26 protein-coding genes are annotated in these 25,308 nt (G+C 34.4%); 23 read left to right on the forward strand and 3 right to left on the reverse strand.

The features are described from left to right. Positions 1-43 precede the first annotated feature (43 nt). Positions 44-1,312, forward strand: coding sequence for a phosphate ABC transporter substrate-binding protein PstS (gene pstS, locus MY1_RS02060; RefSeq protein ID WP_007549883.1), 1,269 nt, complete (start codon positions 44-46; stop codon positions 1,310-1,312). Positions 1,313-1,461: 149 nt separating this feature from the next. After that, positions 1,462-2,148: a hypothetical protein gene (locus MY1_RS02065; RefSeq protein WP_048109472.1), complete on the forward strand. Its 687-nt coding sequence runs from the start codon at positions 1,462-1,464 to the stop codon at positions 2,146-2,148. 46 nt (positions 2,149-2,194) lie between these two features. Here MY1_RS02065 and MY1_RS02070 read toward each other — a convergent pair whose 3' ends face one another. Further along, on the reverse strand, positions 2,195-3,238 hold the full coding sequence (locus tag MY1_RS02070) for a phosphate signaling complex PhoU family protein (protein ID WP_007549886.1): 1,044 nt from the start codon (positions 3,236-3,238) through the stop codon (positions 2,195-2,197). Positions 3,239-3,354: 116 nt separating this feature from the next. On the opposite strand from MY1_RS02070, the gene pstC reads away from it, so the two are divergent. The 6 genes from pstC (at position 3,355) to MY1_RS02100 (ending at position 8,483) form a co-directional block, all read left to right on the forward strand. Then, positions 3,355-4,326, forward strand: coding sequence for a phosphate ABC transporter permease subunit PstC (gene pstC / locus MY1_RS02075; RefSeq protein WP_007549889.1), 972 nt, complete (start codon positions 3,355-3,357; stop codon positions 4,324-4,326). Further along, complete coding sequence (gene pstA, locus MY1_RS02080) at positions 4,323-5,249, forward strand: phosphate ABC transporter permease PstA (protein WP_007549891.1); 927 nt, start codon at positions 4,323-4,325, stop codon at positions 5,247-5,249. Before pstC ends, pstA begins: the two co-directional genes overlap by 4 nt. After that, entirely contained in the window at positions 5,246-6,079 is an 834-nt protein-coding gene (gene pstB / locus MY1_RS02085) for a phosphate ABC transporter ATP-binding protein PstB (RefSeq protein WP_192805772.1), read from the forward strand. Before pstA ends, pstB begins: the two co-directional genes overlap by 4 nt. Beyond that, positions 6,080-6,763 (forward strand): phosphate signaling complex PhoU family protein, encoded by a 684-nt coding sequence (locus tag MY1_RS02090; protein WP_048109473.1) that lies wholly within the window; start codon positions 6,080-6,082, stop codon positions 6,761-6,763. Between the two features lie 96 nt (positions 6,764-6,859). Further along, positions 6,860-7,489, forward strand: a complete 630-nt coding sequence (locus tag MY1_RS02095; protein WP_007549894.1) for a DUF47 domain-containing protein — start codon at positions 6,860-6,862, stop codon at positions 7,487-7,489. Between the two features lie 7 nt (positions 7,490-7,496). After that, the gene (locus MY1_RS02100) at positions 7,497-8,483 is read left to right on the forward strand and encodes an inorganic phosphate transporter (RefSeq protein WP_007549895.1); all 987 of its coding nucleotides are present in this window, start codon (positions 7,497-7,499) and stop codon (positions 8,481-8,483) included. Positions 8,484-8,880: 397 nt separating this feature from the next. Here MY1_RS02100 and MY1_RS02105 read toward each other — a convergent pair whose 3' ends face one another. Then, positions 8,881-9,255 (reverse strand): winged helix-turn-helix transcriptional regulator, encoded by a 375-nt coding sequence (locus tag MY1_RS02105; RefSeq protein WP_007549896.1) that lies wholly within the window; start codon positions 9,253-9,255, stop codon positions 8,881-8,883. Positions 9,256-9,318: 63 nt separating this feature from the next. Between MY1_RS02105 and arsM the strand changes: the two genes are divergently transcribed. The 15 genes from arsM (at position 9,319) to MY1_RS02180 (ending at position 24,091) form a co-directional block, all read left to right on the forward strand. Beyond that, positions 9,319-10,077 carry an arsenite methyltransferase gene (gene arsM, locus MY1_RS02110; protein WP_007549897.1) on the forward strand — a complete coding sequence of 253 codons (759 nt, stop codon included), beginning with the start codon at positions 9,319-9,321 and terminating at the stop codon, positions 10,075-10,077. Between the two features lie 8 nt (positions 10,078-10,085). Beyond that, a complete protein-coding gene (locus MY1_RS02115) occupies positions 10,086-10,487 on the forward strand; it encodes an arsenate reductase ArsC (protein ID WP_007549898.1) in 402 nt (133 codons plus the stop codon). A gap of 5 nt (positions 10,488-10,492) precedes the next feature. Continuing rightward, positions 10,493-11,158: an MIP/aquaporin family protein gene (locus MY1_RS02120; protein ID WP_007549899.1), complete on the forward strand. Its 666-nt coding sequence runs from the start codon at positions 10,493-10,495 to the stop codon at positions 11,156-11,158. Between the two features lie 49 nt (positions 11,159-11,207). Further along, positions 11,208-12,485, forward strand: coding sequence for a glutamate-1-semialdehyde 2,1-aminomutase (gene hemL / locus MY1_RS02125; protein ID WP_007549900.1), 1,278 nt, complete (start codon positions 11,208-11,210; stop codon positions 12,483-12,485). Further along, positions 12,482-13,417 carry a hydroxymethylbilane synthase gene (gene hemC, locus MY1_RS02130; RefSeq protein ID WP_007549901.1) on the forward strand — a complete coding sequence of 312 codons (936 nt, stop codon included), beginning with the start codon at positions 12,482-12,484 and terminating at the stop codon, positions 13,415-13,417. The genes hemL and hemC overlap by 4 nt, the downstream gene beginning before the upstream one ends. Further along, positions 13,402-14,163: a uroporphyrinogen-III C-methyltransferase gene (cobA, locus tag MY1_RS02135; RefSeq protein ID WP_237698778.1), complete on the forward strand. Its 762-nt coding sequence runs from the start codon at positions 13,402-13,404 to the stop codon at positions 14,161-14,163. The genes hemC and cobA overlap by 16 nt, the downstream gene beginning before the upstream one ends. Next, complete coding sequence (locus tag MY1_RS02140; protein ID WP_007549903.1) at positions 14,156-14,956, forward strand: uroporphyrinogen-III synthase; 801 nt, start codon at positions 14,156-14,158, stop codon at positions 14,954-14,956. The genes cobA and MY1_RS02140 overlap by 8 nt, the downstream gene beginning before the upstream one ends. 197 nt (positions 14,957-15,153) lie before the next feature. Continuing rightward, a complete protein-coding gene (locus MY1_RS02145) occupies positions 15,154-17,274 on the forward strand; it encodes a PKD domain-containing protein (protein WP_237698779.1) in 2,121 nt (706 codons plus the stop codon). Positions 17,275-17,481: 207 nt separating this feature from the next. Beyond that, positions 17,482-18,666: a coiled-coil domain-containing protein gene (locus MY1_RS02150; protein WP_007549909.1), complete on the forward strand. Its 1,185-nt coding sequence runs from the start codon at positions 17,482-17,484 to the stop codon at positions 18,664-18,666. A 249-nt stretch (positions 18,667-18,915) separates the two neighbouring features. Beyond that, on the forward strand, positions 18,916-20,316 hold the full coding sequence (sufB, locus tag MY1_RS02155) for a Fe-S cluster assembly protein SufB (RefSeq protein WP_007549911.1): 1,401 nt from the start codon (positions 18,916-18,918) through the stop codon (positions 20,314-20,316). 27 nt (positions 20,317-20,343) lie between these two features. Beyond that, positions 20,344-21,741, forward strand: coding sequence for a Fe-S cluster assembly protein SufD (gene sufD / locus MY1_RS02160; protein WP_007549913.1), 1,398 nt, complete (start codon positions 20,344-20,346; stop codon positions 21,739-21,741). Next, entirely contained in the window at positions 21,738-22,055 is a 318-nt protein-coding gene (locus MY1_RS02165; RefSeq protein ID WP_007549914.1) for a Rieske (2Fe-2S) protein, read from the forward strand. The genes sufD and MY1_RS02165 overlap by 4 nt, the downstream gene beginning before the upstream one ends. Positions 22,056-22,057: 2 nt before the next feature. Continuing rightward, positions 22,058-23,302, forward strand: a complete 1,245-nt coding sequence (locus tag MY1_RS02170; RefSeq protein WP_007549915.1) for a cysteine desulfurase — start codon at positions 22,058-22,060, stop codon at positions 23,300-23,302. Then, entirely contained in the window at positions 23,299-23,742 is a 444-nt protein-coding gene (locus tag MY1_RS02175; RefSeq protein ID WP_007549916.1) for an iron-sulfur cluster assembly scaffold protein, read from the forward strand. Before MY1_RS02170 ends, MY1_RS02175 begins: the two co-directional genes overlap by 4 nt. A gap of 1 nt (position 23,743) precedes the next feature. After that, entirely contained in the window at positions 23,744-24,091 is a 348-nt protein-coding gene (locus MY1_RS02180) for a hypothetical protein (RefSeq protein WP_007549917.1), read from the forward strand. On the opposite strand, the gene MY1_RS02185 is transcribed toward MY1_RS02180, so the two are convergent. Beyond that, positions 24,080-25,291, reverse strand: a complete 1,212-nt coding sequence (locus MY1_RS02185) for a phosphoglycerate kinase (protein WP_007549918.1) — start codon at positions 25,289-25,291, stop codon at positions 24,080-24,082. The genes MY1_RS02180 and MY1_RS02185 overlap by 12 nt on opposite strands. Positions 25,292-25,308 lie beyond the last annotated feature (17 nt).

The raw sequence follows: 25,308 nt of genomic DNA on the forward strand, positions 1-25,308 counted from the left end.
TATTATTGTTATTGCTAAATAAATTACAAAATATGATATTTCAATGATAACAAAGACGACATCTATGCTTATGATCGCAACTATAGTTGCTATTATGGCACCACTAAATGTAAATGCTGAATCAGAACCTGCAGCTCCAAACACCAGTTTTGTTTATAACATAAATGGTGCTGGTGCTACATTTCCATTTCCGCTGATTGATTTATGGAGGGTAGAATACAATGCCGATTTTAAGAATGTAAACCTAAACTATCAATCAATTGGCAGTGGTGGTGGAATTAAACAGCACATTGAAAAAACTGTAAATTTTGCAGCGACTGATGCACCATTAACTGTTAAAGAACGAGGTCTAGCTCCAAACACATTACATATTCCTGAAACAATGGGAGGAGTAACAATACCATACAATATTCCTGAAATTCCTAAAAGTGGATTGAAATTAACTGGAAAAGTAATTTCTGGTATATTTCTTGGTGAAATTACTAAATGGAACGATCCATTAATCAAAGAACACAATCCTGGATTGAATCTTCCTAATCAAGATATTGTAGTGGCACACCGTTCAGATGGATCTGGAACTACTTTTGTGTTCACTGATTACCTTGCTACCGTTGATCCAGATGGTTGGAATGCAAAAGTGGGAAAAGGAAAATCAGTTCCTTGGCCAGTAGGTTTAGCTGCTGCAGGAAATGAAGGTGTTGCAGGAATTATAAAATCTACAACATATTCAATTGGTTATGTTGAATTGGCATACGCATTCCAAACCGGAATGACTGTTGCTTCTGTTCAAAATGGTGACAAAAATAAATTTGTTGAACCCACAATTGATAGTATTGCTGCTTCCGCAGCTAGTATTGTTGATAAACTTCCTGCATCTGAAGCCGATTGGTCAGCAGTGTCTATGGTAAATGCACCCGGTCCTAATTCATATCCTATCTCAAGTTTGACGTATCTTCTGTTATATGAAGATCTAAAAGATACTTCAAAGAACAAAGAACAAGCAAAAACCACACTTCACATGATTCATTGGATGATAACTGATGGACAGGAATTTTCACATAGTCTGTTGTATCCTAAACTTCCAGACAATGTTGTGGAGTTGAGTAAAAAAGGACTTTCTAAGGTAAAATATGATGGTGAAATTCTTTGGAACTATGATGTTAAAACTACATCTAAAACAGAAACCAAAAATTCAAACATTCCAGATTGGATTAGAAACAATGCAAAATGGTGGGCAGATGGATTAATCACTGATGAGGACTATATCCAAGGACTGCAATATCTTATATCTCAAGGTATTCTAAAAGTCTAAATCTCTTCATTTTTTATTTTCTTTATTTTTTATTTTCTTCATTTTTTATTTTCTTCTTCTATATAGTACTACGATTACCATCTATCATCATGTTCTATATGTAAAGAACATTGATTCAATTTATAGTACCTAAATTAATTTCTATATCAATGAACTACAAAAAAATAGTGAGTGTCACGACACTAAGTGTAATTGCAGTGTTTGCTATTGCATCTTTTACAGGTCTTGATATTGCTGATATTGATGCAGCCACAGTTGCAGTTCAACCAGAAAAATTTGTGTTTGTTGAAAAAATTTCTACAACCGCAATATTTTCATTTCGAGATGGTACTGAAATGGTTCCAATCCAACTATTTTCTCAAAGCGGTGGGTTTGGTACTACAACGTTGAATCAGGATGATGATCCGAGAGCACCATCTGGTGTTACTGGTCGAGCTAAACCTGCATTTACTATGGAAAAAATTGCAGGTGGAACACCACTTCTTTATCAAGCTGCTGATCAGGCTCAAAAAAATGCCCTAAATGCAGGAATGGAGTATCCGTTCAAATTCTTTGATGTTGAAGTACTAGTTGCTGCAGGCGGTGATGTAGTTAGATCTTTCAAATACAAAGATTGTCAAATTACTAACTATGTTCTGGTTTCAAGGGCTGATAACGAAGAAGGTTACACTGGTAAAGGATTTGCAGTTGTAGATCAATATGCATTTGAATGTAGTGGCTACACTCCAGGTAATCCTGCTATGGACGCCATGAAAAAAACTGAACATGCAAAAACAATCAGTTCAAGTGATCTAAAATCCACAAGCAGTTGGGAACACGGTTTCTATCAAAAATAAACCTCCCTTCTTTTTTTATTTTACATGATAATATTTTATGTGTATTTTATTCTTCAGAAATAATACTCTGAATATTTTCATCAATTGCAACTTCTGCAATATCTCCTGAATATTCTATAATTCTCCTCAGATCTTCTAAAATAAATTTTATTACTGTTGAATTTTTTCCATTGTCGTTTATCTTTGACATAATTTCTTTTTCTTCCTCAATTATTTTGCTTACCTTTTCTGCAACATTTTCCGCTTTTTGAAAATCATGATTTTGAACAGACATCATTGATTCTTCAAAAACTTCTAGTGCTTTTTCAGATAATTTTTTAATTTTTGATATGGTTTTTGGATCAATTTCATCTTCAATAAATTTAATTCTCTTTGCAATTAGACTTGCGTGATCTCCTATTCTTTCTATTTTGCCTACTATAGTCCTATATTCAAGACAATCTGATGGTCGTTTTAACCCCATATCTTCAAGTATGCTTTGATTTTCAACTGCCAAAACTAAATTTCGCCGCATATAAAGTCCAAATCTATCTACTTCATCATCCATATTGATAACTTCATCTGCATGTGGAGTGTCTTTTTCTTCTAAAGCCTCTATTGACTCTTTAATCATATTGATGGCCATTAGATGCATTCTCTTTAGTGCAGATTCAAATGATAATTCTGGCAATCTAGTTAAAATTTGAATAGTCATTGCCTCTGAACTAGATTCAACGATCTCGGTTCCTATCATAGATGAGTGAACCAGCTCTCGTACACTTCTTGAATGTTCTGAAGGAATCTTCATACCTTTAGTTTTGATTTGAATTGTTTTATACCCTGCAAGATATGCCGCAATTATTTTTCTTTTAACTGATTCCCCTGAATCTTTTTGACTAGAAATTATAGTGGCCGTAGTTTGATTTTTATCATTACCATGTTCTCTTGGAAATAGAGTTAATGATTTGTTTGAATTTTTTACTATAGTTACATTTTCTCCGACTTTAATTTTTAATTCCTCAATCCACTCTTTTGGCATTGATATGATGTATGTGGAACCTCCACTAAGCTGAATTTTCCTTGTTTGTTTAGTGTTTTCAGATAGTTTCACTGTCTATTTTACAGAAATTTTACTAATTACAATTTAGTCGATAAACTATATAGAATTATGATCAACACGTAAAGTATAGTGATATGCTAGATATCCAATTTTTTTAACAAAAAAATGTGAATAAAGTAAATCTGAATATAAAACAAAGAAAAATAATTTCAGATAAAATATTCAAGATCGGGGTTACTACTGCTGGTGCATATGTTTTGATAGTAGTTGTATTGATAGCATTTCAACTAGTCTCAGAATCATATCCTGTATGGGAGGAAGAAGGATTGTCGTTTATCACAAAAACTGATTGGAATGCTGTGGAAGGCAGAGAATCATTTGGTGCATTACCTTACATTTTGGGTACATTGACTACATCTGCAATTGCAATGATGATCGGTGTTCCGCTAAGCATAGGAATTGCAATGTTTATCTCAGATGCCCCTCCTAAAATTGGAGCTCCTCTGGGATTTTTAGTAGAACTTTTAGCTGCAGTTCCAAGTGTAATTTATGGACTATGGGGATTGTATGTTTTTAGAATTTATTTTCGAGATTGGTTTGAAACTCCATTACATGATGCATTTGGAGATAATATTTGGTTATTTTCTGGCAATCCATATGGATTGGATATTCTAACTGCAAGTGTTATACTCGCAATTATGATAATTCCAACAGTTTCTGCAGTATCTCGAGAGATAATGAAGGCTGTGCCTCAACAACAAAAGGAGGCAGCTTACATGCTTGGTGCAACAAAATGGGAGATGTTCAAACTTGCAATATTTCCATATTCTAAAACTGGACTGATAGGTGCTTCTATTCTAGGTCTAGGCCGGGCTGTCGGCGAAACAATGGCAGTCACGATGCTAATTGGAAATGCAACTGGACTTGGTGCAATACCATCGTCGTTATTTGGTCCAAGTCAAACCATGTCAAGTATCATTGCAAATGAATTCGTTGAAGCATCACCTGCATCTATTCACATGCCTGCACTAATTGGAATTGGGTTGATTCTTTTGTTAATTGCTATTGTGATTAATGTTGTTGCTCATTTGCTTGTAACAAGAATGTTAAAAATTAAAGAAGGTGCAATTAATAATTGAATGATATTCAAACCCGAAGACAAGAATATCGTTTATTATTCAAACAAAATGTTGCAAAAAGATTACTTGTAGATAAGATTGTTCGAATAATTGTTTTTTCTTGTGTAATAATTGCTATTATTCCATTGGGTAGTATCTTAGTTGAAGTATTCAAAAATGGTATAACTGCAATTAGTATTGAATTTTTAACTGAAACTCCTGGTTCTATTGGTTCTGGGGAAGGAGGAATAGGGCCTGCAATTCAAGGAACCTTGATAATTATTGGATTGTCTAGTTTAATTGGCGTTCCAATAGGTGTAATGTCTGGTATTTTTCTTTCTGAATATGGTGACAACAAGCTTGCAAGATCAGTTAGATTCTTTAATGATGTATTTATGGAATTTCCATCAATCATTCTTGGAATCTTTGCATTTTTGATAATTGTTTTAGTTCTTGGTCATTTCTCAGTTTGGGCTGGAGCATTTGCCTTGTCCTTGATAATGTTTCCAATTGTTGCGCGAACTACAGAAGAGTCATTGAAAATGGTACCAACTACTTATCGAGAAGCTGGAACTGCATTAGGACTAAAAAAATGGATTATTACATTTAGAATTGTAATCTCTGCTGCAAAGAGCGGTATGATTACTGGAATACTACTTTCTGTATCTCGAATTGGTGGTGAAACTGCTCCATTAATTATGACAATTCTTGGAAGTAGTCAATTCTTTAGCAGTATGGATACTCCAATGGATGCTTTACCTTTGAGAATATGGCGGCTCTCTTTATTGCCTTATGATAGTGCCCAACTTCAGGGATGGGGGGCTGCATTAGTTTTGATTATGATTATACTTGGAATTAATTTGGGAGTCAGATATTATTTTTCAAATAAAAAAAATCTACTCTTTGGTAAATTCATCAAACAGAGGAGTAATGCTATAAAATGACTGCATTGAGTACAAAATCAACTGATATGACAACCTCTAATCTTACTAATATCGATTCAAAATCTATTGAATCAAAATACAAAATGATTACAGAAAATGTTACAGTAAGTTATGATGGTATAGAAGCAGTGAAAAATGTTACAATGAAATTCAAAGAAAAATCTGTTACAGCATTAATCGGCCCATCTGGTTGTGGAAAAACTACATTTCTTCGGTGTTTAAACAGAATGCATGATATGACAAAAAATGCCAAAGTTACAGGTAAAGTCATGATTGATGATATTGATCTTTATTCAAAAGATATAGATCCAATTTATCACCGAAGAAAAGTTGGAATGGTTTTCCAAAAACCAAATCCGTTTCCAACAATGTCCATTTATGATAATGTAACTGCAGGACTCCGACTAAATGGAGTTCGTGATAAACGAATTCTCGATGAAATTGTTGAGGATTCTTTGAAGATGGCTTATCTATGGGATGAAGTAAAAAATGATCTTAAAAAATCTGCCATTGAATTATCTGGTGGTCAACAACAACGTCTTTGTATTGCTAGAGCACTTGCTATACAACCTGAAGTGTTATTGATGGATGAACCTGCATCAGCACTTGACCCAATTGCCACTCAAAAAATTGAAGAAACAATCACAGAATTAAAAAAAGATTATGCTATAATCATTGTAACTCATAATATGCAACAAGCAATACGTGTTTCAGATTATACTGGATTTATGTATCTAGGTGACCTGATAGAATTTCGTGAAACAAAGAAACTATTTACAGATCCTAAAGATGAACTAACCGCAAAATATGTGCAAGGACACTTTGGTTAAATGACTCGTTTAATAGATCCATCACTACACAAATTGTCATTTATCATGTCTGAAATGGGTGATATGGTAATTGAATCCATCTCTTTGGCTATTGATTCGTATCTGACAGGAACAAATACAAAAGATCAAGTTCTCAAATTATCTGATTCTATACGTGTAAAATACTATGAAGTGGAAGATCTCACATTTGACATGCTATTAAAATATCAACCTGTTGCAGATGACTTTAGATTAATTCGTTCGTCTACAGAAATTTCATACGCGTTTTCTAGATTTGGAAGGTATGCTTATGATATCACTCTTGTTCGTGATTTGTTTGGTGATGTATCTGAATGCACCAATGCATCCCTTGTTGAATCTACAAAAAAAGTAAAGCACATGATCAAAGAAGCTGTTTTATCCTTTGCTGAATTGGATATACGAAAAGCTATTGAAATTAGAGAAGATGAAAAATTCATTGATCGAATTTATCGTGAAAGATTACCAAAACTTATAGAATCTACTAATACTAGATGTGCTCTTGCTGAAGCCCTTTTGTTGAGATATTTAGAACGAATTGGTGATCATGCAGTATTCATGAGTGATGCAATTAATTACATTGTTACTGGCAAACACCGTCCAACCGATGAAAGAATCGCTTCACATACAAAAACCGAACACGATTCAAGTTCTAATCCTAATTAATTTTTGATATCTCTACTACTGTAAAAATTTGTAGATCTTAAAATTATACTCCTATCTAGATAACAGTTTTAATGTACATCCATTTTCACTGAATTCATGGGACATATGTTTTCATGGATGAAATCCAATGACAAACAACTTTTAAAAATTTTTAATGATCTAGCAAAAAAAGCCGTAGAGACTGCAGAAGCATTGGTTGTATTATTTTCAGATCTTAATAATGTTCAACAACATGAAATAATAAAAAAGCTTGAAAGTGAGGCAGATATTCTTACTCGAGATATTTTTGCTGAATTAAATAAAACATTCATCACTCCTTTTGATCGTGAAGACATGCAAAGAATTGCTTCAAAAATAGACGATGTAATTGATTTCATGGATGGAATTTCTGCACGAACACATAGTTACAAAATTACTACTGCTCCACCATACACATTAGAAATAGCAAAAGAGCTTGTCAATGCAACAAAAGAAGTTGAATACATGGTTTCAAAATTAAGAAACATCAAAAATACTAAAGATATGATAACTCACTGTCGAAATACTAGCGTAATTGAGCACACTGTAGATGATTTGTATAGAAAATCTATTGAAAAACTCTTTGAGAGTAATGATCCTATAACTATCATCAAACTAAAAGATATCTATGAAACAATGGAAACTGCATCTGATAGATGTGTGGATGTTGCAGATGTCATTGAAGACATAGTTCTGAAATACGGTTAGTGGTATTATGTATGAACTTGCTATCGGTGCCATAATAGTAGCCCTGACTTTTGATTTTATCAATGGTTTTCATGATGCAGCAAATTCTATTGCAACAGTTGTTGGAACTAGAGTACTAAAACCTCTTCATGCTGTAACTCTTGCAGCAATTGCTAACTTTGTTGGACCATTTCTTTTTGGAGTAGCAGTTGCAACTACAATTGGAAAAGGAATCATTGATCCTGATTTTGTCACAATTCATATTGTGATGGCAGCACTGTTTGGTGCAATTGTATGGAATTTAATTACTTGGTGGTTGGGACTTCCTTCTTCAAGTAGTCATGCACTTGTTGGTGGTATTATTGGTGCAGGTCTTGCAGGTGCAGGATCTCACGCAATAATTTTTAGTGGATTAGAAAAAGTAGTTACAGGAATCCTTGTTTCTCCTGTAGTTGGATTGATTGGTGCGTTTTTACTTGCATCATTAATTGTCAGAGCATTTGCAAACAAAAACCCCGCTAATGTGAATTCTGCTTTTGGTAAATTGCAACTAGTGTCTGCAACTTATTTTTCACTTACTCATGGTGCAAATGATGGCCAAAAAACTATGGGAATAATTGTTTTAATTTTGTTGACTGAAGGAATTCTGACAACTTTTGAAGTGCCTTTCTGGGTGATATTGATTGCAGCAGTAGCAATTAGTCTTGGCACATTTTTTGGCGGATGGAGAATTGTAAAAACAATGGGGGCAAGAATAACACAGCTAAAGCCATACCAAGGATTTGCAGCTGAAACCAGTGGAGCTACCATCTTAGCTATTTTGGCTCATATTGGAATTCCTGCCAGTACAACTCATGCAATTTCTGGCTCAATCATGGGTGCAGGTGCAGTTAGACGTCTTTCTGCAGTTAGATGGGGAATAGGTAAAAGAATAGTGTGGGCTTGGATTATTACAATTCCTGCAAGTGCTGTAATTGCATATGCTATCATGCTTCTATTCAATTTTTTTATGTAATCTGAAATTCTGAGATGATGTGTAATGAAAAATTCTAATTATGTATGTGAAATGTATATAGAACATAATTTCAAAAATACATTTTTCTAAACATTATTTGTATGTTAATTATTTTACTAAATCATATTTTTTTATTTTTTTACATGTTATTTGTAAATTATATAGAATACTCTTTTAGATCATATATTGATAAACTAATCGTGCATAAAATTAAATGCAAAAAGTGTGGAAGTATGGAAACCGAAATTCTACGAAGAGGAAAATTTTCTAAGGATGTAATATTTTGCCCATCTTGTGATGATATTTGTAATAGGATTTAATGATGTGATTTCTATATAGATTATGAAATTTATCGTGGTTCAAAATACATCATTTTTTCAAAACAGTTTTTCAAGATTTACTTTGACCATTTTTTCATCCAATTAAGGAGATCAGTAATTGATTCAATTAGTTCTTGTCCCTTTTGCGTTAGTCTGTATTCTACTCGTGGAGGTACTTCCGCAAATGTCTCTCTAGTCAGAATCCCCTCAGAAACAAGTTCAGATAATCTTGTGGATAATGTCTTACTGCTAATTCCTTTAAGGGATTTTTTGAACTGTTTGTGTCTTACTGGTTCAGTTGTACAGCATAGAGGAAATAGAATTTCAAGTGTTGCTCTCTTTGTTATCAAATCTCGTATGGTAGAAGTTTCTTTTAGTAATTTTGATACATCATAACCATCAAATTCACATTTGTTTGCAATTACAGGTAGCTTTTTTCTATTAGTTTCCATGTTTACACTAACTTCATTAGTTTCTACTTGACAACTTTAATAGTTTACCTAGTAAACTATCATATGGAACAATCAATCAAAGAAGAGATCAAAAAAAGATATTCAAAGATAGCAGTTACTGGAAATACAAATTGTTGTTGTATGCCTGGGGAGTGTAAATCAGGAGATTCTCCAATTGATGCAACAAAATTAATTGGTTATGCACAAAAAGAACTTGAATCAATCCCACAAGAAGCAATTTTGGGAGTTGGGTGTGGAGCCCCGTTAAATTACCTTGAACTTAAAGAAGGAGAGATTGTTGTTGATTTGGGTTCAGGTGCAGGAATCGACATATTTTTAGCTGCAAAAAAAGTATCAAATTCAGGCAAAGCCATTGGAATTGATATGACAGATCAGATGTTGGAAAAAGCTAGAGAAAATGCTCTAAATGGAAATTATTCTAATGTGGAATTTAGAAAAGGAGACATTGAAGAAAACATCCCACTAAACAATAACTCTGTGGATGCTGTGATTAGCAATTGTGTTATCAATCTAACGACAAACAAAACAAATGCGTTCAAGGAAGTTTTTAGAATTTTAAAAAATGAAGGGAGAATGGTAATATCTGATCTAATAACTGATGTAGAGATATCACCAAATCAGATAAACTCTGAACAGTGGTGTGAATGTATTGATGGTGCCTTGACTAAAGAAAATTATATCTCATCAATGAAACAAGCAGGTTTTGAAAAGATTGAGATCTTGGAAGAAAGAGTATACATGGAAAGAGAAAAAGTAAATGGAAGAAGAATTACAAGTCTAGTGATAAAGGCGATTAAGTAATTTAAAACATGACAAAAAAAATTCTTTTTGTATGTGTTGAAAATGCTGGAAGAAGCCAAATGGCTGAAGCATTTTTTAAAAAATTCATGCCAAAAGGCTTTGAAGTTATTAGTGCAGGAACAAAGCCTAGTGATAAAGTAAATCCCATTGTTTTACAAGCAATGAATGAAATTGGTATTGATATGAAAAATCAAACTCCAAAAACTATCTCACAACAGATAATATCTGAATCTGAAAAAGCTGTAAACATGGGATGTATAGACCAAGAGTCATGTCCTGCGCTATTTCTAAAAGATGTTCTTGATTGGCAAATCCCTGATCCTAAAGGAAAACCAATTGAACAAGTAAGAGAAATTCGTGATCAGATTAAATCAAAGGTGATGGATTTGATCAAATCATTTGAGGAATAGAACTAATGACTTATTCTAACTTGCAAATTTTCATCGTAGAATTAATTGGTACTTTTATTCTTGTTGTATTTGCAACTGGTTCTATTGTGTATGATGTGCAAACTGGTGGAACACTTGGAATTGCTTTTGCAGCCGTTGCACCATTTATCGCATTAATTATTGGGATTTACTGTTTTGGTAAAGTGTCACTAGCTCATTTTAATCCGGCAGTGACTATTGGTTTTTACATCACTGGACATATCTCTAAAATTCAGATAGTAATTTATTTTACAGCTGAGATCATTGGCGCATTACTTGGTTCATTGTTTGTTTTGACCTTTATTGGAACAGAAGCAAATCTTGGTGCAAACGCACCTAATCCTGATTTCTCAATGTCTCTGGTATTTCCCGTTGAGGTTTTAGCATCTGCTTTACTTATGACTGTAATCTTTACTGTAGTTTACACAAAAGGATTACGAGGATTCGGAGGAATAGTAATTGGTGGGATTGTCGGGCTGGATATCTTTTTTTTGGCTTTTATCTCAGGCGCGTCTATGAATCCTGCAAGGGCATTGGCACCTGCATTGTTTTCTGGAGTGTTTGAAAATTTATGGTTATATTGGACTGCTCCATATGTCGGAACTGTAATTACTGCATTTTTATTTAGAAACAAATTTCGTAACCAAAAATAGCCTTCTAGCAATTATTACGAATAATAATGACCAAAAATAGAGTTGATTATTGTCAAAATCTCAAAAACTATTCAACGAATCTAAAAAAGTAATTCCTTCTGGTGTGAATAGTCCTGTTAGATATTTTGAACCGTATCCATTTTTTGCAAAAAAATCAAATGGAGCATACATCTGGGATGAAGATAATCAAAGATACATTGATTTCTGTAACGGATATGGTGCGTTACTTTTAGGACATCGACGTAAAGAGGTTCTAAGCGCAGTATCAAAACAACTCACTCAAGGAACAATGTTTTGTACTCCTACTCAATCTGAAATAGAACTATCAAAACTAATTGTTAGTAACTTTCCTTCAATTCAAAAAGTTCGACTTGTAAACACTGGGGGCGAAGCTACAATGACTGCTATAAGATTAGCTCGCGGTTTTACAAAAAAGAAAAAAATCATAAAGTTTGAGGGATGTTACCATGGTGCCCATGATTCTGTTTTGGTAAAGGCAGGTTCTGGGTCTGCACATAATGGAATTTCTGTTTCTGATGGTGGATTAGATGAGGTATCAAAAAACACACTTGTTGTACAATACAACAATTCCGAAGAACTTGAAAGAATAATATCAAAAAATAAAGACATTGCTGGCGTTATTGTTGAACCAATACTTGCAAACATGGGATTAATTTTACCTGAAAAGAACTTTTTATCTGAGATTAGAAAAATTACAAAAGATAATGACGTTCCTTTGATTTTTGACGAAGTTGTTACTGGATTTAGAATATCTCCTGGAGGGGCTCAACAACATTTCAGAATTAAACCCGATATCACAACTTTGGCAAAGGCTTTGGGAAGTGGCTTTGCAGTTGCAGCAGTAGGTGGCAAAAAAGAGATTATGGATCTTCTTTCTCCTGGAGGCAAAGTCTACCAAGCAAGCACATATGCAGGAAATCCCACATCTGTTAGTGCAGCTATAGCATCAATTAAGACAATCAATAAAATAAAAAATAAACTATATTCAAAACTTGAAAAATACAATATCATGCTTACTCATGCTATTGATGATATCGCTACTGACCTGAAAATACCGCATCAAATTAACTTTACATCATCAATGTTTCAAATTTTCTTCACAGACAAACCTGTAGTGGATTATATCTCATCAATGAATGCAGATGCAAAAAAATTCAAAAAAATGTTTTCTATATTATTAAAAAATGGCGTTTTTATTGCGCCCTCTCAATTTGAAGTAGTCTTCTTATCTGATGCACACACAAAAACTGATCTAGAAAATACCATAAATGCTTATGATGTTGCATTAAAATCGGTGAAGAATTGAAATATGTAATTGGCGCAAGAGGCAGTCAGCTATCTATCGCACAAACAAACTGGGTAAAATCTGAACTAAAAAAAATAAATCCAGATGCTGAATTTGAAATTAAAACAATTACAACTAAAGGTGATACTGATGCAAGACCATTATTTACAATTGATCAAAAAGGAATATTTGAAAAAGAGATTGACAGAGCCGTTGCTGACAATGAAGTGGACTTTGCAGTACACAGTCTCAAAGATGTTCCCTCGCAATTAATTGATAACTTGATTTTGTCATCTGTCCCAAAACGAGAGATGGTAAATGATATTTTTATCTCATCTGATGGAACTAATCTTGATTCTATAAAACCAGGAGCTGTTATCGGTACAAGTTCATTGAGACGAGCTGTACAAATAACAAGAAAGAGACCTGATGTTATAGTTCGTCCAATTCGTGGCAACATTGAAACCAGAATTAGAAAAGTCTTTGAAAATGAATTTGATGCCATAGTATTGGCACAAGCAGGAATCACAAGATTGGGCGTAGACACTACATTTACACAATTATCTATTGATGATTTTTCACCATCTCCTGGCCAAGGAGCACTTGCAATAGTTTCACGAAAAAATGATTCTGATACAAATTCAATGTTGGCAAAGATTGAAGATTCTGACTCTAGATTGGAAATAGAAGCAGAACGTGCTCTTTCTGATTATGTTGATTCTGGATGCCGATTTCCAATTGGTGCATATGCTAAATCAAATGGAGATGAAATGACTTTGAGCGTTTCTGCTTTTTCTGTTGATGGTAAACAATCTCTTTTTGTAAAAAAGTCTGGAAGCAAGTATGATCCTGCATCTTTAGGTAAGACCGTAGGAATGGAATTACGCAAGAAAGGCGTAAATGACCTTGCAATAAATTGGAGAAAAAAAGTGGAGGAATGGAACAAACAATGACAGGTAAGGTGTATCTAGTTGGGGCAGGCCCAGGTGATAGTAAACTGATCACACTAAGGGCAGTAGAACTATTGCAAAAAGCCGATGTTGTATTGTATGATAGACTGGTAAGCAAGAAAATAATCTCAATGATTCCAAAGACTGCTCAAAAAATATACGTAGGAAGGGCAGTAGGGGATGACACTACACACCAGAATAACACAAATGACTTGATGGTAAAGTTTGCAAAATCAAAGAAAAACGTAGTTCGGCTAAAGGGAGGTGATCCAATAATTTTTGGTAGAGGTGGAGAAGAAGCTGAATTTCTTAAAGAAAACAAAGTAAAGTATGAGATTGTTCCGGGAATCACATCTGGAATTGGTTCTGCAACTTATGCTGGAATTCCACTAACTCATAGAAAGCATGCATCATCTGTTGTATTTGTTACAGGCCATGAAGATCCTGAAAAGAAAAATGAATCAGTAAAATGGAAACGTCTTGCAAAATCTGTGGATACTATTGTAATAATGATGGGATTGTCTCGACTAGATGTAATATGTAAACAACTTGTTGCAGGTGGATTAGATAAACAAACTCCTGTAGCTGTAATCCAAAATGGTACTACACCAAAACAAAAAATGATTATTGGTACTGTTTCAAATATCGCAAAACTCGTAAAGGAAAATAAAATTACCCCTCCTACAAATATCATTATAGGAAAAGTTGTCAATTTGTCTCAAGTTATAGGATGGAGAAAAAATGCTTAAAGGAAAAGTAATTGCAATCACTCGTTCTAAAGATGATTCCGCTGAATTCATAGATTTGGTGACAAAAAATAACGCAATCCCAATCTCGTTACCAACTATTGAACTAGTTAGTAAGGGAGAAAAAATTGTAGATGAGTTTTTAGAATCCATAACACAATACAATCCCGACTACTCTGTATTTATGAGCTCAAAGGCAGTAACTCTACTTTTTGATACTGCAAAAAAAATATCCAAATTTGAAAAACTCCAACTTGCTGTAGCAAATACTATGGTGATGGCAGTGGGGCCTAAAACAAAAATTGCACTAGAAAATGAAGGAATCAAAGTTGCTTACATGCCAAATATCTATTCCTCAGTAGGCGTTGGAGAATTATTTACAAAAATACATGCGGTTGGAAAAAAAGTAATTGTTCCAAGAAGTGGTGCTTCAACACCTTTTTTGAAAGAATTATTGGAAAAAATAGGAATTAACGTAAAGGAAATTCATCTATACGATGTTTGTGCCTTTAGGGATATCTCTCAATGGAATGAATTTAGGGAATTATTTTCAAAAAATAAAGTAGATGGAATTGTGTTTACCAGCGCATCATCTGTTAGAGCATTTTTTGAAATAATGACAAAAGATTATGATGAAAACTCATTGTTGGAAAATATGACAAAATTATCAGTAATCTCAATTGGACCATTTACATCTGATGAGCTCAAAAAATTTAAAATTAAAAATACTATATCTCAGGTCCATACTGTTTCAGGTGCATTTGATACTGTGAAAACTATTTTTTCAATTACCTAGAATTTCCTGAAATTTTGATCACATCTGTATGATTTACTGATTGTTGACTTTGTTATTTTCGAAATAATTCTGAATCTGGCTAAATACCAAACTTTCATTTTGTATTCCCCAACTTTGACCTTTCTTTTTTCCGATCAACTTGCCAAAGACAAGTCATATGTATAGTTAATATATATCCGATATTTTATAATAAATCAGTGAATTCGCATATTATCTTACTATCTGTAGTTTTTAGTCTATTTTTAGCTGGCACAGTATCAACTTACTCTTTTGCTCAAACCAATACCGTAGAAGTTGTTGAAAATAGAATCGTTACACTAGTCGGCGAAGGAGTTGATCCTGATGACGACACTCTAACATTTGAATGGGTGCAAGTTGACGGTGAACCAGTCAAACTATCTTCAAATAATGTTGCAATGCCAACATTCATGGCACCAGAGGTTGTAAACGGTCAAATCAAAGTCTTGACATTCACATTAACCGTAACTGACCCATTTGGTGCAGCAAGTTCTGATACCGTTGAAGTCATTGTAAACCCGGTTAATCATGCTCCAATTGTCAGTGCAGGCAGAGACCAAGTCACATTTAAAACAATTAACGTAGTTACTTTAGTCAGCAGCGTTGTCGATCCTGACGGTGATTCATTGACCTATAACTGGAAACAAATTGCAGGTCAAACAATTCCATTATCTTCTACTACTGGAAAATATCTGACTATTCTTCCAATGCATATTGATTATTCTCAAACCAATCCTCTAACATTCGAACTTACTGTTGAAGATGGCTTTGGCGGTGTAGGAAGTGACACCGTAAGCGTTTATCCATTAACTGGTCTTTTATCAAATAGATTAATTTCAATTCAAGCAGGCCCAATGCAAACTGTACATGAAGGAGACACCGTTACACTTAGTGCAACTGGTCAAACTGCAAATGGACAACCAATCAGTTACTCTTGGGTACAACTAATTGGAACAGGAGTATCATTGAATTCATACACTGGTCCAACAGTAACATTTACAGCTCCTGAACTTCCAGATGAAACCGAAATGATTCTATCGTTCCAAGTAACTGGATATTCAGCTGGAAATGGATGGGCAAATGCATTAGCATTAGTTAAAGTAATTCCATCTAACGCTGGCCCATTAGCTGATGCAGGTCCAGATCAAAGTGTAGGTGAAAAAGCACTAGTAAAATTAATTGGAACAGCTACTGATCCTGATGATGCTGAAAGCAAATTACGATATTCTTGGAAACAAACATCTGGAATGAATATAGAATTATACGAGCAGGCTTCATTCTCTGTGTATTTCTTCTCACCAATGATTAATACTAGTTCTGAAACTCTGACTTTCGAACTAACTGTAACTGATCCTTCTGGCAATTCTGACAAAGATGATGTATCTGTAGTTGTTAGTACTGTAAACTTGCCACCAAGAGCAAATGCAGGTCCAGATAGAAAGATTATTGGAGAATCTCAAGTAACTGTAACTGGTTCAGGCTTTGATCCTGAAGGTCTACCAATCACATATGAATGGAAACAACTAGCAGGAGAGACAGTTACAATTGATCCTACAAAGCCAACATTCTCATTTAAAGCACCATCAGTAGTTTCTGGTGAAACTAAACGAATGGTATTCCAATTAACAGTAACTGACTCTGAAAACCAAAAGGGAAGTGACCAATTGATTCTCCTTGTAGTTCCAGAAAACAGTGCACCAATCGTAGATGCTGGTGTTGATCAAATTGCTGATGAGAGAACCATGGTTAATCTAGTTTGTTCAGCATATGACCCAGATGGTGATGCAGTAACATCCACATGGACTTCATCAAACAGTGATATTGTAATTGATATGCCTTCATCTCTAAGTACATCTGTAACACTTCCAGCAGTAACTACAGACCAAACCATCAGCATGACATGTACTGCATCCGATGGTATCTTATCTTCATCTGATAGCATGACCATTAAAGTTGTAAATACATTGAATCTACCAATCGTAGCAGATGCAGGTCCTGATCAAATTGTAAATGAGAATGTCAAGATTTCATTAGATGGTAGCAAGAGCAATGATCCAGAAGAACAAAAACTATCATACATGTGGAGCCAAATATCTGGTGAAACAGTAACCCTGTCTTCAACATCTTCAGTAACTCCATCATTTACATCTCCAATTGTTGCAAATAATGAAATCAAAGTACTAGTCTTTGAACTCAAAGTCTTTGATGACAATGGCCGTTCATCAACTGATACTGTGACAATTACAGTTGACCCAGTTAACGCTGCACCAACAGCAACTGCAACTGCCAAACAATCTTAATTTTAAATCTGAATTATTTTATCTAATAACATGTATTATCTTTGATTTTGACATTACAAATGATACAGAAAACCAAAGAATGAATTATTGCATCAGTTATAGATGGACTAATAGATTGAGCACACCTATCTGACTGTCTCTTGTTAATAGCCATTCCTGATTATTGATCCGTTATTCTTTATATGGATAGTTCATCAAAATCTGATAATGAAAAAGACACAACTTCTAAGTATTGTTTTTTCACTGATCATGGTTACTGGCGTTGCTGCTGGAAATGTGGTATATGCTGAATCAGATGAAAAACAAAACGACCTCAAAGAAAGACTTGCAAACTTTTGCAACATGACTGATACTGAAAAAGAGCAGTTCTTTTTGGATCATCCAAGAATAGCCCAATTCAAAGACAGACTGGCAAGTATTTGTGAGCAAAGCGAAGATGAACGCAAAATTTCTATTGAATCTTTCATCAAAGAAATTAAACAAAAATCTGATTATGACATGACAGACAAACTAGAAAAATATTGTTTAATGTCTGATGCTGACAAGGAATCATTTTTGACAGATTTTGATAAAACAGATCTAAAAGATAGACTGGATGCATATTGTGTATTAGATGAATCTGGAAGAGATGCTTACATTGATGAGCATCAAATGTTAGTAGATGAGATGCAAAAAAGACACACAGAAATGAGTAATCATAAAGCAGAATATCAAAGATTTTGTGAAATGACTGCTGATGAACGTGCTACAGAAATCACTGACGCTGAAAAATTAGCCAAAGTTTCTGAATGGTGTGAAATGACACCTGAACAAAGAGAAGCATACAAAAAAGAAAATCATGATGCTGCAATGGATTTCAAAGAAAAACACTTTGATGCACTGGAGAGAATGAAAGAAAATCATGATATATCTCAAAGATTGCGAGCCATGATAATGTCTTCTGATATTTCTCAAGAGAAAATGTATGATCTTAGAGCAAAGTACCAAGAAAAGCATGGTGATTTAGATGAGAAAAGATCTGAACTACAAACAAAATTCAAAGATCATGCATCTGCAATGTTAGGTAAACTCACTGATGAGAAAAAAGCTGATATTTTAGCAAGACATGCAGAGATGAAGGCACTAAAATCTGAATTGCGAGAAAAATCGTCTATCTTAACTGATGAGGAAAAACAAGAACTTAGAGCAGAATTCATTGAAAAGGCAAAATCTGCGCAATTAGCGTGGATTTCACCACGACAGCAAGTAGCTGCAGGAATTGATGCTGGAGAAATTGAATGTCGTGAAGGATACAGTCTTGTAATGAAATCATCAAACGGATTGCCAATGTGCTTAAAATCTGATTCGGCGCTTCGAATGATTGAAAATGGTTTCGCAGTTCCTGTCAACTAATCTCTTTTTTTATTTTTATGGATTTGACTTGATGAACTTTGAGAGCATCAAATTTATCTAATGTCAATTAAATCAATTTGAAAATGTTCTGAATATTTTTTATCATTAAAATATTCTATTATGCGTACATCTGTGCATAATATTGATTTTCAAATCGATATTTTGTTTAAACTCTCAAGTTTAGCTTAAGCTATTTAGCTGTGCCTATTTTTCCTCATGTATTTATAATATAACGATGTTATGCTATGCATGGCTACAGAAAATCTAAACATGGATTATACAAAATATGATTTTAAAGACTCTACTGACTTGTATGTACATCTCAGTAAAAAAGGACTCTCAAAAGAGACTGTTATTGCAATTAGCAAAATGAAAGATGAACCACAATGGATGCTTGACTTTAGATTGAGATCTTTTGAAATTTTCATGAAAAAACCAATGCCAACTTGGGGTGGAGATCTTAGTGTTATTGATTTTCAAAATATTTACTATTATGCAAAAGCAACTGAGAAAACTGAAAAGAATTGGGACGATGTTCCAGCTGAAGTAAAAGCTACTTTTGATAAATTAGGAATTCCAGAAGCTGAAAAAAAGTTCTTGGCAGGTGTTGGTGCACAATACGAATCAGAAGTTGTTTACCACAGTCTAAGAGAAGACTTGGCAAAACAAGGTGTCTTGTTTTTGGATACTGACTCTGCACTAAAACAATATCCTGAAATTTTCAAAAAATATTTCGGTAAAATTATTCCTCCGGAGGACAACAAGTTTGCAGCATTAAACAGTGCAGTATGGAGTGGTGGCTCATTTATCTATATTCCACCAGGAGTCAAAGTTGACATGCCATTACAAGCATATTTCAGAATTAACGCTGAAAACATTGGACAATTTGAGAGAACCCTTATCATAGCTGACGAAGGCTCTGAGGTTCACTATATCGAAGGATGCACTGCACCTGTTTACTCTTCTGAATCATTACATTCAGCAGTAGTTGAACTAGTAGCTCACAAAGATGCAAAGTTACGTTACACCACAATCCAAAACTGGAGTAGTGATGTGTATAATCTAGTTACCAAACGTGCTTATGCATATGAAGGTGCAACTGTAGAATGGATTGACGGAAACATTGGAAGTAAACTCACAATGAAATATCCTGGAATCTATCTGTTAGGTGAGCGAGCATACGGTGAAACACTATCAATTGCTTTTGCAGGAAAAGGACAACACCAAGATACTGGAGCTAAAATGGTTCACCTTGCACCAAACACAACATCAAAAATTACATCAAAATCTGTCAGCAGACTAGATGGAAGATCAACTTACAGAGGATTACTCAATGTTGCAAAGGGCGCAACCAATGTAAAATCAACTGTAAGATGTGACGCATTACTATTAGATGATACATCAAAAACTGATACATATCCTTACATGGAAATTAATCAAGAAGACGCAACAATTACCCATGAAGCAACTGTAGGAAAAATTGGAGATGAACAAATTTTCTATCTGATGACTAGAGGTTTTACAGAAGAAGAAGCACTATCTCTAATTGTCAATGGATTCATGGAACCATTCACAAAAGAATTACCAATGGAATATGCCGTAGAATTAAATCGCCTCATCAAATTAGAGATGGACGACTCAGTGGGTTAAACCACTCACTTTCAATTTCGATTAATCATGTCTCAAACACTATCGCAAATTAACTCTCGACATGTTGAAGAAATCTCTTCATCACGAAATGAACCTGATTGGTTAAAGAAATACCGACAGAGTTCATTATCCATTTATGATGCATTACCAATTGAGACGTCTCCATTATACAACAAATACACTGACGCAAAAAAAATGGATCCTCAACAAGTTTCATTTTCTGCAACTACGACTAGTAATGTTCCATCATTTCTTCAAAAAAGATTATCTGAATTAGAAAAAGAGACTAGCATAATCCAAATAGGAAGTAATACACACAAAATTCACATCCCTGATGATCTAAAATCAAAAGGATTGGTAATCACTTCCATTGATGATGCAATAAAAAATAATTCTGAACTAGTAAAAAAAGCATTAGAGGCATCAAATTCAAAAGAAGATAAGTTTACTGCACTAAACAATGCTGCATTTAATTCCGGAATCTTTATCCACATACCACGTAATTTGATACTTGAAAAACCAATTCATATCTTGTCTTGCTTATCCGATGATGGAATTTCTACCATTGCAAGAAATGTTATCTTTGCAGATGAAAGCAGTAAGGCGGTAATCATTCAGGAATTATATTCTTTTAAGGCACAAAAACAACAAGCATACCTTGAATTATTAAACACAAACATTGCCGCAAATGCACAACTTGATGTTACAACATTGCAAATGATGGATCAAACAACTGTAAACTTTTCTACTAGAAGAACCGACTTGGGACAAGATGCCAAAGTAAATTGGTACTCTGGATTGTTTGGATCAATGCTATCTAGATACAAAATAGAATATTTTCTTAATGGAACTGGTGCATCCTCAAATGACTCTGAAGTGATATTTGGAAACAATGAACAATCTTTTGATATTCAAACAAACGTGAATCATGAAAGTCCATCTACTGATGCCCGAGTAGTTGAAAAATCAATTTTAAGAAATAAATCAAAATCACTTTTCAAAGGAATGATTAGAATTAAAGAAAAAGCAACAAAATCAAATTCATTTTTGTCTGGTCGCTCTATCCTACTTGATAAGGATGCAAAATCTGATGCCATTCCAGGACTGGAGATTTTTACAAATGACGTTAAAGCAACACACTCTGCATCTGTTGCCCAAATTGATGAGGAACAGATTTTCTATTTAAAAACAAGGTGTCTTACCGAAGCTGAGGCTGAAAGAACAATTATTGAAGGATTCTTGGAGCCATTATCTCGAAAAATGTCATACCAAGTTAGAGCATGGATTGCATACTTGATTGAATCTAAATGGGAATCACGCGAATTAACAATTAACACTGATGAAGAGCTCACAAAGTTTGTTGAAATTGAAGAAACACGTTACAACGAAGATTCTGAAATTGAGCAGCACTACAAGTATCGGTGATTAACCTGGCCCAGTGGATTAAAGCGTGTAAATTAGACCAAGTAAAGACAGGTCAGCTTTTTGGATTTACACATGACGATAAAAAAATTCTTTTAGCAAATCAAAAAGGAAAAATTTTTGCAACTGATCTAATATGTACTCATGCAGATGCGGATCTTTCTACAGGATTTCTTACTGATGAAGGTGTGCGATGTCCGTTACATCTCTCTGTTTTTAATTTGCAAAATGGTAAACCTGAGAATCTTCCTGCTGAAATACCATTAAACACATACAATGTTAAAATAGATCAAAACGAGATCTATGTGGAGGTTTAGAAATGCAAAGCGCACAAACTACTTTTGCGAATTTACGAAAAGATTTTCCTATCTTACAACGTATAGTTAGAGATAACAAAACACTTGTGTATCTGGATAATGCATCTACAACACAAAAACCAAACCAAGTAATTGATGCCATTACTGATTATTATAGAAATCATAACGCAAACATTCACAGGGCAGTTTATGCTTTGGCAGAAGAGGCAACCGAACTTTATGAATCTACTAGGGATAAGATTGCAAATTTTATTCATATATCAAATAGAGAAGAGATTATTTTTGTTAGGGGAACAACTGAAGCAATTAATTTAGTTGCATATGCATGGGGTCGAAATCATATACAAAAAGATGATATCATAGTTACCACTGAATATGAACATCACAGCAATATCGTACCTTGGCAGCTTTTGACACAGGAAAAGGGAGCCAAGTTAGTATACATTGGAATGGATGATAATGGAGAATTAATTTTAGATGATCTTGATAAATACCTTGCAACAGGTAAAGTAAAACTTGTAACATTTAGTTTAATGTCTAATGTTCTTGGTACAATTACTGATGCAGAAAAAATAATCTCAAAATGTAAAGAACATGGTGTTCTTACTTTAGTTGATGGTGCACAAGCTGTACCTCATATGCCTGTAAACATTGAGAAATTAGGTTGTGACTTTTTTGCATTTTCTGGTCATAAAATGCTAGGACCTACGGGAATTGGAGTTTTATGGGTACGAAAATCTGTATTGGAAACTATGAATCCGTTTCATGGTGGTGGTGATATGATAAGAGAAGTGCACAAGTATGAAACCACTTGGAATGATCTGCCTTACAAATTTGAAGCTGGCACTCCAAACATCGCTGATGTTATTGGGTTAGGCACTGCAATTGACTATCTTACAAAACTTGGAATGGAAAATATACGAGAACATGAAATTGAACTGACTAAATATGCTATTGAAAAACTATCCCAAGTAAAGGGACTTACGATTTATGGCACAAAAGACATTTCTAAAAGAGGAGGTGTAATATCATTTAATTTTTCAGATGTTCATCCTCATGATGTAGCTCAAATAATAGATGAGGAAGGAATTGCAGTTCGTTCAGGACATCATTGCGCTCAAGTATTGATGGAAAGACTAAATGTTGCAGCTACATCTCGAGCTAGTTTTTACATTTACAATACTAAAGAAGAAGTTGACTCTTTAATTACAGCATTAACTAAAGTTGCGAGGATTTTCAAATTATGAGCGGCAATGCAGACATTTATCATGAGATGATAATTGATTATTCAAGAAATCCAATTAATTTTGGAAAAATAGAAAATCCTGATGTTACTTTTCATGACTCAAATCCATTATGTGGTGATAGTATTGACATTGATATGAAAATTACCGATAACAAGGTATCTGATATCAAATTTCATGGTAAAGGCTGTGCCATCTGTATGGCCTGCTCTTCAGTACTAACTGAGATTACAAAAGGTAAGGGAATTGATGAAGTTCGAAATATTACTAAACATGATGTATTAAGTGAGCTTGGGTTAGAACATTTGCAGGCAGTTCGAATAAAATGTGCATTGCTTTCGCTTAAGGTATTGAAATCTGCTCTCTACTCTTATCTTGGAACTCATATGAAAGATTCGCAAGATGTCGATAAGTTAAAAGAAGAGGCAGCAAGCCTGTACTAACATGGATAGCTTTGTTCCTGTAACTCCTATTCAACTTCAAATCAGAAAAATAATTTTTGAAAACCATAATGATGTTGATGAAAAATTTACTAATGATGAAATTTTTGAAAAGATAAAACAGAATGGCGATCTGGATCCTTCCTGGATTATAGATGACATTGAATCGTATTTTATGGATATTTGCAATTCTGGTCTTGCAAGAAATATTGCACAAAACTTTACAACGATTTGGATGAAGTTGTTTGAACCTATGAAAAAACAACACTGCAATACATGTAATTTCGATGTGTATCTTGGAATGAATGAAAAACCGATTTGCCCTAACCCTTTGTGTAATTCAACTATTTGATCTGTATTTTGTAGCTGCTTCTTCTAGTGCTTTTATCATTGGTAGTCTTTCACCTGTTAGATAAAGAACCAGTGCTCCACCTGCAGTGCTGATATGATCTATTTGTTCTGCAAGTCCATATTTTTTTAATGCCGATGTCAAATGACCTCCGCTAACTATTGTTGTTGCCATGGAATTTGCAACCGATGTGAGCAGCCCCTTTGTTCCAAAACTAAAGTTTTCTTTCTCAAAGAACCCTGCAGGCCCGCTTATGAAAACAGTTCCTGCACCAGCAATTAATTTTGAATAGTGTTCTACAGTTTTTGGTCCCAAATCATAAATTTTGTCTCCAACCTCAAGTTCTCGTACATCCATCTCTACTCTATCTCCATCTTTGTCAATTGCAATGTCTACTGGTGTTGAAAAAACATCTGGATACTCACCAATAAGAGCATGGGCTTTAGATACCACTTCATCTTCTCTTTTTATCCCCAATGGGTAACGAATTCTTCCCTGTGCACGCATGAATACATTTCCAATTAATCCTGTTAACAATACATGGTCTGCGCGGCCATTTTGAATCAGTAATTTTATTGCCTCTAATCTGTCAGGAACCTTGGAACCTCCCAACACTATCACATGCGGTGCTTTTGCAACTGTCATTATCTCGTCGAGGTTTCTTACCTCTCTTTCTACGATTCTTCCTGCACATGCTGGAAGAACATAAGGAAATCCAACTATGGATGGATGTGATCTATGTGCACTAGGAAATGAATCCAACACACAAAGATCAAACAACTTTGATAACCTGCTGACCATAATCGTGTTTGCAGCTTCTTGTTGTGTGAACTCGTAATTTTCTTCAGCACATAAACGTAAATTATCTAAAAGTAATATTTCACCATTTTTCAAATTCTTTATTTCATTTTGTGCAGCAATGCCAATGACATCCTCCACGTATTTGATTTTCTTACCCATTAATTTTTCAAGAACTTTGGCATGATTGTCCATTCCTGTATAGTCTTTGTTTCCAACTCTCCCTTGATGAGATGCAACAACAACTTTTGCTTCTTCTAGAGATTTTAAGGTCTCAATAGCTTCTTCAATACGTTTAGTTCCAGAGATCTCCATAGTATCCGGATCTATGGGGCAATTCATGTCAACTCGCAAAAAAACGGTTTTACCTTTTAGGTCAAAATCATCTAATGTGAGTACCTTCACGCCTCTTCTATTATCCC

The sequence above is a fragment of the Nitrosarchaeum koreense MY1 genome, assembly GCF_000220175.1.
Taxonomy (GTDB): Archaea; Thermoproteota; Nitrososphaeria; order Nitrososphaerales; family Nitrosopumilaceae; genus Nitrosarchaeum; species Nitrosarchaeum koreense.

What these genes read in the sequence shown, in the direction of transcription:
- MY1_RS02115 (WP_007549898.1), top strand. Translation starts at nt 10,086, where the DNA reads ATGACAAAAAAAATTCTTTTTGTATGTGTTGAAAATGCTGGAAGAAGC.
- pstS (WP_007549883.1), top strand. Translation starts at nt 44, where the DNA reads ATGATAACAAAGACGACATCTATGCTTATGATCGCAACTATAGTTGCT.
- MY1_RS02180 (WP_007549917.1), top strand. Translation starts at nt 23,744, where the DNA reads ATGGATAGCTTTGTTCCTGTAACTCCTATTCAACTTCAAATCAGAAAA.
- sufD (WP_007549913.1), top strand. Translation starts at nt 20,344, where the DNA reads ATGTCTCAAACACTATCGCAAATTAACTCTCGACATGTTGAAGAAATC.
- pstB (WP_192805772.1), top strand. Translation starts at nt 5,246, where the DNA reads ATGACTGCATTGAGTACAAAATCAACTGATATGACAACCTCTAATCTT.
- MY1_RS02065 (WP_048109472.1), top strand. Translation starts at nt 1,462, where the DNA reads ATGAACTACAAAAAAATAGTGAGTGTCACGACACTAAGTGTAATTGCA.
- MY1_RS02090 (WP_048109473.1), top strand. Translation starts at nt 6,080, where the DNA reads ATGACTCGTTTAATAGATCCATCACTACACAAATTGTCATTTATCATG.
- sufB (WP_007549911.1), top strand. Translation starts at nt 18,916, where the DNA reads ATGGCTACAGAAAATCTAAACATGGATTATACAAAATATGATTTTAAA.
- MY1_RS02095 (WP_007549894.1), top strand. Translation starts at nt 6,860, where the DNA reads ATGGGACATATGTTTTCATGGATGAAATCCAATGACAAACAACTTTTA.
- MY1_RS02100 (WP_007549895.1), top strand. Translation starts at nt 7,497, where the DNA reads ATGTATGAACTTGCTATCGGTGCCATAATAGTAGCCCTGACTTTTGAT.
- MY1_RS02120 (WP_007549899.1), top strand. Translation starts at nt 10,493, where the DNA reads ATGACTTATTCTAACTTGCAAATTTTCATCGTAGAATTAATTGGTACT.
- MY1_RS02150 (WP_007549909.1), top strand. Translation starts at nt 17,482, where the DNA reads ATGAAAAAGACACAACTTCTAAGTATTGTTTTTTCACTGATCATGGTT.
- cobA (WP_237698778.1), top strand. Translation starts at nt 13,402, where the DNA reads ATGGAACAAACAATGACAGGTAAGGTGTATCTAGTTGGGGCAGGCCCA.
- MY1_RS02170 (WP_007549915.1), top strand. Translation starts at nt 22,058, where the DNA reads ATGCAAAGCGCACAAACTACTTTTGCGAATTTACGAAAAGATTTTCCT.
- MY1_RS02175 (WP_007549916.1), top strand. Translation starts at nt 23,299, where the DNA reads ATGAGCGGCAATGCAGACATTTATCATGAGATGATAATTGATTATTCA.
- MY1_RS02105 (WP_007549896.1), bottom strand. Translation starts at nt 9,255, where the DNA reads ATGGAAACTAATAGAAAAAAGCTACCTGTAATTGCAAACAAATGTGAA.
- MY1_RS02140 (WP_007549903.1), top strand. Translation starts at nt 14,156, where the DNA reads ATGCTTAAAGGAAAAGTAATTGCAATCACTCGTTCTAAAGATGATTCC.
- arsM (WP_007549897.1), top strand. Translation starts at nt 9,319, where the DNA reads ATGGAACAATCAATCAAAGAAGAGATCAAAAAAAGATATTCAAAGATA.